Source organism: Actinospica acidithermotolerans (assembly GCF_018139625.1).
In the GTDB taxonomy this organism is placed as follows: domain Bacteria; phylum Actinomycetota; class Actinomycetes; order Streptomycetales; family Catenulisporaceae; genus Actinospica; species Actinospica acidithermotolerans.
Genome location: NZ_JAGSOH010000202.1, coordinates 1 through 6,952 on the forward strand (window position 1 = coordinate 1; position 6,952 = coordinate 6,952).

Annotated in this window: 6 protein-coding genes and 1 pseudogene; 2 read left to right on the forward strand and 5 right to left on the reverse strand. The window is 70.2% G+C overall.

Features of this window, described 5'->3' with window-relative positions; all coding sequences use genetic code 11:
* Positions 1-206, reverse strand: a pseudogene (locus KDK95_RS33375) (amidohydrolase family protein); the annotation flags it as partial.
* 144 nt (positions 207-350) lie between these two features.
* On the opposite strand from KDK95_RS33375, the gene KDK95_RS33380 reads away from it, so the two are divergent.
* Complete coding sequence (locus KDK95_RS33380) at positions 351-788, forward strand: MarR family winged helix-turn-helix transcriptional regulator (protein WP_212522360.1); 438 nt, start codon at positions 351-353, stop codon at positions 786-788.
* Between the two features lie 72 nt (positions 789-860).
* On the forward strand, positions 861-1,568 hold the full coding sequence (locus tag KDK95_RS33385; protein ID WP_212522361.1) for an SDR family NAD(P)-dependent oxidoreductase: 708 nt from the start codon (positions 861-863) through the stop codon (positions 1,566-1,568).
* Positions 1,569-1,584: 16 nt separating this feature from the next.
* On the opposite strand, the gene KDK95_RS33390 is transcribed toward KDK95_RS33385, so the two are convergent.
* From KDK95_RS33390 to kdpB, 4 genes are all read right to left on the reverse strand, one after another.
* Positions 1,585-2,286: a response regulator gene (locus KDK95_RS33390; RefSeq protein WP_212522362.1), complete on the reverse strand. Its 702-nt coding sequence runs from the start codon at positions 2,284-2,286 to the stop codon at positions 1,585-1,587.
* Positions 2,283-4,889, reverse strand: a complete 2,607-nt coding sequence (locus tag KDK95_RS33395) for an ATP-binding protein (RefSeq protein WP_212522363.1) — start codon at positions 4,887-4,889, stop codon at positions 2,283-2,285. The genes KDK95_RS33390 and KDK95_RS33395 overlap by 4 nt, the downstream gene beginning before the upstream one ends.
* 91 nt (positions 4,890-4,980) lie before the next feature.
* A complete protein-coding gene (locus KDK95_RS33400; RefSeq protein WP_212522364.1) occupies positions 4,981-5,733 on the reverse strand; it encodes a potassium-transporting ATPase subunit C in 753 nt (250 codons plus the stop codon).
* Between the two features lie 7 nt (positions 5,734-5,740).
* The coding region (kdpB, locus tag KDK95_RS33405) for a potassium-transporting ATPase subunit KdpB (protein WP_212522365.1) at positions 5,741-6,952 on the reverse strand (1,212 nt) is incomplete at its 5' end.

Sequence of the window (6,952 nt, forward strand, 5' to 3'; positions counted from 1 at the left end):
GTGCCCGGGGGAGTGAGGGCGAGGATCGAGACGTCGATCCCCTGCGCGTCCATCGCCGCGATCCGGCCCTCTCCGAGGTCCTCGAGGCGCTCCCGGTGGTCGCCCATCTCGTTGAAGGCGAGGCTCTCGTCGGGGCGCGGCATCGCCTTGAGGGCCGCCGTGAGGTCCGGGCTGATCCAGTGTTCTTCGATGGCGATGAGGGTCACGGCTGCCTGCGTCCTTCCATCGAGCGGGCGACGCGGTCGGGGCCGCCCTCGGGCAAATAGCTGTCAATTGACAGCTAAACTAGTCCCCGCCTAGAATCACTGTCAAATGATACTGATCGGCTGACAGGAAAGAGGGCGCGGCGCATGGACGAGGAGCGGGCCGCACGGCTGTTCGAGCTTGCCGACCTGATCCTGGCGGTCGGCCGGCACATCCAGGCGTCCAAGGACGCCGGGGCCGCCTCGGGCACGCCGCTGGAGGGCGCGGTGATGCGCTACATCGACCGCCATCCCGGCACGACGGCGAGCGCTGCGGCCGAGGCCACCCAGCTGATCTCGAGCAACTTCAGCCGGGCGGTTCGCGGGCTGGAGTCGATGGGCTTCGTGCGGCGCGAGGTCGACCCGGACGACGCGCGGCGGGTCCGGCTCTATCCGACCGCCAAGTCGCAGGAGAACCTCCGGCTGCTGCACGAGATCTGGAGCGGTCTGCTCGACGGGGTGATCGACGACCCGGACGAGATCGACGGCGTGATCGCCGCGCTGCGCCGCATCGAGGGCGGACTGATCACCCGGAGCCGGCAATGACCGAACCGGCGGTGACTGAACCGCGATGACTGAAACCGCGATGACCGAACAGGCATGACTGAAGGAGCCGACATGGCAGTGGACAGTGGAAGTGCACGCAGGACGGCGCTCGTCGTCGGGGCGTCGCGCAACCTCGGCCTCGCGATCAGCGGGCAGCTGCTGCGCAGGGGCTGGGACGTCGTCGCGACGGTGCGCGGCCACGAGCCGGAAGACCTGCGGCGGATCGCGCAGGAGAGCGGGAGCGCGCTCACCGTCGAGCGGCTGGATATCACCGAGCAGGAGCAGATCGCCGGGCTGCGGGAGCGGCTCGGCGGCCTTTCGCTCGACCTGCTGTTCGTGAACGCGGGCATCACCGACGAGGACCGGCCGGTCGGCGAGGTCTCGACGGAGGTGTTCACCGAGGTGATGGTGACGAACGCCCTCAGCCCGATGCGCGTCGTGGAGGCTCTGGGCGATCTGGTGGCGCCGAGCGGGACCATCGCCGTGATGTCCTCGCGGCAGGGCAGCGTCTCGTTCAACACCCGGGGCGGGCACGAGGTCTACCGGGCCAGCAAGGCCGCGCTCAACCAGCTGATGCGCTCGTACGCCGCCCGGCATCACGACGACAAGCGCACTCTGCTGCTCACTCACCCCGGCTGGGTCAAGACGGAGCTCGGCGGTCCGGGCGCTCCGGTGGAGGTCGAGGAGAGTGCGCACGGCGTCGTGGACGTCGTCGAGCGTCACGCCGGGGACGGTGGTCTGCAGTTCCTCGACTACCGGGACCAGGTCGTCCCGTGGTGACGGGGCAAGCGGCGGATCAGGGCTGGAAGCGGTAGCCCATGCCGGGCTCGGTCAGCAGCTGCCTCGGGTGCGAGGGCTCGGTCTCGAGCTTCTGGCGCAGCCTAGCGAGGTAGAAGCGCAGGTAGTTGGTCTCCGACTCGTATGCCGGTCCCCACACCTCCTGGAGCAGCTGCTTGCCTGATACCAGGCGGCCGGGGTTGCGCGCGAGGACTTCGAGCACGGCCCACTCGGTCTTGGTCAGGTGCACGGCCGCCGGCACGTCGGCGGGCGCGTCGGGCCGCCGGGTGACGGTCTTGTTGGCGAGGTCCACGCTGAAGTGGCCGACCAGCACGACCGGGTCGTCGGCGTTCGCGTCCGACTCGGCGCGGCGTTGCAGGGCCCTGAGCCGGGCCATCAGCTCCTCCATCGAGAAGGGCTTGGTGACGTAGTCGTCGGCGCCGGCGTCGAGGGCGTCGACCTTGTCGGTCGCGTCCACCCGGCCGGAGAGCACGAGGATCGGGACCTTGGTCCAGCCGCGCAGGCCGGCGATCACCTCGGTGCCGTCCATGTCGGGCAGGCCGAGGTCGAGGATGACGAGGTCGGGCAGGTGCCGGGCGGCGGCCTCGAGGGCCGTGGCGCCGTCGGCCGCCACGACGACCTCGTAGCGGCGGGCCGTCAGGTTGATGCGCAGGGCGCGCATCAGCTGCGGCTCGTCGTCGACCACCAGAACCCGCATCATCGGATGACCTCCTGTGCTTGCGTTGCGGTGCCGGTACCCGCGCCGGGGGCCGCGGGCAGGGACAGGACCATTGTGATGCCCCCGCCGGGGGTGTCTTCTGGTATGAGCGTGCCGCCCATCGCCTCGGCCAGTCCCCGGGAAAGCGCCAGCCCGAGGCCGACGCCGCTGGTGTTGTCGCGGTCGCCGAGCCGCTGGAAGGGACGGAAGACGAGGTCCCAGTCCTCTTCCGGGATGCCCCGGCCGCGGTCGATGACCCGCACCTCGACCTGGTTGCCCAGCGCCGAGACGGTGACCGTGACGAAGGAGTCGGTGTGGGTGACGGCGTTGGCGACGAGGTTCGCGATGATGCGCTCGGCGAGCGGCGCGTCGACGAGCGCTGCCGGGATTCCCGGCTCGGTCGGCGCGAGGAGCACGCGTCCGGCAGCGGCCGGTACGTCGTCGACCGCGCGCGGGATGACGTCCTCGATGGCGATCGCTTCGAGGCGCGGGGTGACGGCGCCGGCCTGCAGCCGGGACATGTCGAGCAGGTTCTCGACGAGGCGGGTGAGCCGGTCGAGGGATTCCTCGGCCGCTTCGAGCAGTTCGGCGCGGTCGGCGTCGGCCAGGACCAGCTCCGGGTCACGCAGCGTGCTGATGGACGCCTTGGCCGCGGCGAGCGGGGTGCGCAGGTCGTGTGAGACGGCCGTGAGCAGCGCGGTGCGCATCTTGTCGGCGGCGGCAAGCGACTGCGCGGTCGCGGCCTCGCGGGCGAGGCGGCGGCGCTCCAGTGCGGCCGTGGCCTGCGCGGCGAACGCGGCGAGTACGCGCTGTTCGGCGGCGGGAAGGGTACGTCCACGCAGCGCGAGTACGGCGTTGGGGCCGGCCTCGATGACGGTGTCGGCCCGGCCCGGGCACATCGCCGGGTCGGTGCCGCTCGCGGCCACCAGCGTCCAGCGTCGCGGGTCGTCGATCTCGTCGGGCAGGCGCGGGCCCTCGGTGTCGTTGCGTTGCAGCAGGCCGACGTTCTCCATGGAATAGGTTTCGCGGAAGCGCTCGAGGAGCGCCGAGATCGCCTCGTCGCCCCGGAGTACGGCCACTGCGAAGGCGTTGAGCGTCTCGGCCTCGGCTGAGGCGTGGGCCGCGCTGCGCGTCTGTCTGATCGCCAGGTCGACGACCGACGCGACCGTCAGGCCGACGATGACGAACACGACCAGCGCGATCGCGTTGTTCGCCTCGGCGATGGTGATCGAGTGCACCGGCGGGATGAAGTAGTAGTTGAGCAGCAGCGAGCTCCACAGTGCCGCGACGAACGCGGAGACCATGCCGCCGAGCCGGGAGATGGCGACGGTGAGCGTGAGGTAGAGCAGGATGTCGCTGGCCACGTTCAGCCGGAACGGGTGATCGATCGCCGTGAGGACGGCGGTGAGGATCGGCGGGGCGATGATGCCGACTGTGATCGCGCGCCAGCTGCCGCCGGTGCCCCAGGACGCTTGGCGCAGCGGGTTCGGCGGCAGCCACGGGAAGCGTCGGCGCGGCGCCATCTCCCGGTGCGTGACCATGTGCACGTCGATGTCCCCGGACAGCATGGTCGTGGTCTCGCCGATCCCACGGCCCGTCAGGAAGCGGTTGACGCGGTTGCGTCGCGACGTGCCGAGCACGAGCTGCGTCGCGTTCTTCGCCTGCGCGAATTCGATCAGCGCGCGGGGGACGTCGTCGCCGATGATGGAGTGGTACGTCCCGCCGAGCGTTTCGACCAGGTGACGCTGCGTGGCCAGTGCGCTCGGGCTTGTCCCGGCGGCGAGGCCGTCCGAGCGCGCGATGTGCACGGCGAGCAGTTCGCCGCCGGAGGAGCGCGCGGCGATCCGGGCGGCGCGGCGGATGAGCGCCTCGCCCTCGTTGCCGCCGGGCAGCGCGACGACGACCCGCTCGCGCGCCTCCCAGACCGTGCCGATCCCGTGCTCCTCGCGGTAGCGCTGGAGCACCTCGTCGACGCGGTCGGCCACCCACAGCAGGGCCAGCTCGCGCAGCGCGGTGAGGTTGCCGACGCGGAAGTAGTTGCCGAGGGCCGCGTCGATCTTCTCCGCGGCGTACACGTTGCCGTGTGCGAGGCGGCGGCGCAGGGACTCCGGGGACATGTCGACGAGCTCGATCTGGTCCGCTGCGCGAACGACCTCGTCGGGCACGGTCTCGCGCTGCGGAACGCCAGTGATGCGCTGCACGACGTCGTTGAGCGATTCGAGGTGCTGGACGTTGACGGTCGTGATGACCTCTATGCCGGCGTCGAGCAGATCCTGCACGTCCTGCCAGCGCTTCGCATGCCGGCCGCCGGGAACGTTCGTGTGAGCGAGCTCGTCGACGAGCGCGACCTGCGGGCGCCGCGCGAGCACGGCGTCGAGGTCCATCTCCTCGAACATGACCCCGCGGTACTCGCGCGTGATGCGCGGGACGGTCTCCAGGCCCTCGGCCAGCTTCGCGGTCAGGGCGCGGCCGTGCGTCTCGACGAATCCGATCACGACGTCGGCGCCGCGTTCGGCGCGCCGGTGCGCCTCTTCGAGCATCTTGTAGGTCTTGCCGACCCCGGGGGCCGCGCCGAGGTAGACCCTGAGCTTCGCGCGTTGCCTCATGGTTTCGATGTCACCTGACTCTTCGGGAGAACGGGCTCGGCCCGACAGCCCCGGTCGAGGCTGTCGGGCAGGGCACTGCGGTTCGCGCGGATCAGGACGAGGCCCCGGTCGCGAAGGCCGTGGTGCCGGAGTCGCTGCTCGGGTACTGCTTGTCGAGGGCGATGTTCAGCGTGGTGGTGTTGACTCCGGGTTCGCCGAGGATGCCGATGTCGCGGCCGGTGGTGTTGGCCTGGATCAGGGCCTTGACCTGGGCGACGGTGATGCCGCGGGTCGCCGCGATGCGGGCGGCCTGCTGGTCGGCGTTCAGCGGGGTGATGTACGGCTCGACGTCCGATCCGGATTCGGTCACCGCGTCGGTGGCGACCTGTGCGGCCGTCACGGTGGTGGTGTCGGTGGAGTCGAACGCGGCCATGTTCGCCCGCATGAGTGTGATCAGTTCGGTGAGGTTGTCGCTGTTCGGGCCGAGGTTGTTGCTGCCGGTGGCGGTGTAGGTGCAGCCGTTGGCGAGCTGGATCGTGTAGCGGCCGAGCGCCGGATCCGAGGAGAAGGTCGGGCGGGACTGGAAGTACTTGTCGATCGGGTCGGCGTAGCCGGTGACGCCGTCCTTCTTGTTCAGCGCCGCCTCCGCGGAGGACGGGTTCACGTAGGTCTGGCACAGCAGCTTCGAGGCGATGGCCTGCCCGCTGCCGTTGGTGATCAGCGAGCCGTCGGCCTGGTTGTGGAAGGCGGCCTGGCCGATGCCGGTCATCACCAGGGGGTAGGCGATGCCGGTGATGACGGTGAACACGAGCATCGCGCGGATCGCGGCGAGGTGGCGCAGCACGGCGCCGGGGAGGCGGGACATTTCTCGATCACCGACCCATTCCGGGGAGGTACTGGATCACCATGTCGAGCAGCTTGATCCCGATGAACGGGACGATCAGGCCGCCGGCGCCGTAGATCCACAGGTTGCGCCGCAGCAGGGCCGAGGCGGAGGAGGGGGTGTAGCGCACCCCGCGCAGCGCGAGCGGGATGAGCGCGACGATGATCAGCGCGTTGAACACGATCGCGGAGGTGATCGCGGACTGCGGGCTGTGCAGGTGCAGGATGTTGAGTTTCTCGAGGCCGGGGAAGACGCCGGCGAACATCGCGGGGAGCATCGCGAAGTACTTCGCGACGTCGTTGGCGATGGAGAACGTGGTCAGGGCGCCGCGGGTGATCAGCAGTTGCTTGCCGATCTCGACGATCTCGATCAGCTTGGTGGGGTTGGAGTCGAGGTCGACCATGTTCCCGGCCTCCTTGGCGGCCGAGGTGCCGGTGTTCATCGCCACCCCGACGTCCGCCTGCGCGAGGGCGGGGGCGTCGTTGGTGCCGTCGCCGGTCATCGCGACGAGCTTGCCGCCCTCCTGCTCCTTTCTGATCAGCGCGAGCTTGTCCTCCGGGGTGGCCTCGGCGAGGAAGTCGTCCACACCGGCCTCGGCGGCGATGGCCTGGGCCGTCAGCGGGTTGTCACCCGTGATCATGACGGTCTTGATGCCCATCTTGCGCAGCTCGGCGAAGCGCTCCTTGATGCCGTCCTTGACGACGTCCTTGAGGTGGATCACGCCGAGGACGCGGGCCTGGCTGCCCTTGATCTGCGCGACGACCAGCGGGGTGCCGCCGGCCGCGGAGATCGCGTCGACGACCTGGCCGACCTTCGCGTCCACGTGGCCGCCGTTGTCGCGCACCCAGTCGCGCACGGCGTTCGCCGCGCCCTTGCGGATCTGGGTGCCGTCGGGCAGGTCGACCCCGGACATGCGGGTCTGCGCGGTGAACTCGATGAAGCTCGCGTCGTGCACCTCGCGCCCGCGCAGGGCGTACTTCTCCTTCGCGAGCACGACGATGGAGCGGCCCTCGGGGGTCTCGTCGGCCAGCGAGGACAGCTGCGCGGCGTCCGCGAGATCCTGCACCGATACACCGTCGACGGGCACGAACTCGCTGGCCTGCCGGTTGCCGAGGGTGATGGTGCCGGTCTTGTCGAGCAGCAGGGTGTTGACGTCGCCGGCGGCCTCGACGGCGCGTCCGGACATGGCCAGCACGTTGCG

Excerpts from the sequence above, each read along its gene's own strand:
- KDK95_RS33380 (WP_212522360.1), top strand. The coding sequence starts at position 351 with ATGGACGAGGAGCGGGCCGCACGGCTGTTCGAGCTTGCCGACCTGATC.
- KDK95_RS33385 (WP_212522361.1), top strand. The coding sequence starts at position 861 with ATGGCAGTGGACAGTGGAAGTGCACGCAGGACGGCGCTCGTCGTCGGG.
- KDK95_RS33390 (WP_212522362.1), bottom strand. The coding sequence starts at position 2,286 with ATGATGCGGGTTCTGGTGGTCGACGACGAGCCGCAGCTGATGCGCGCC.
- KDK95_RS33395 (WP_212522363.1), bottom strand. The coding sequence starts at position 4,889 with ATGAGGCAACGCGCGAAGCTCAGGGTCTACCTCGGCGCGGCCCCCGGG.
- KDK95_RS33400 (WP_212522364.1), bottom strand. The coding sequence starts at position 5,733 with ATGTCCCGCCTCCCCGGCGCCGTGCTGCGCCACCTCGCCGCGATCCGC.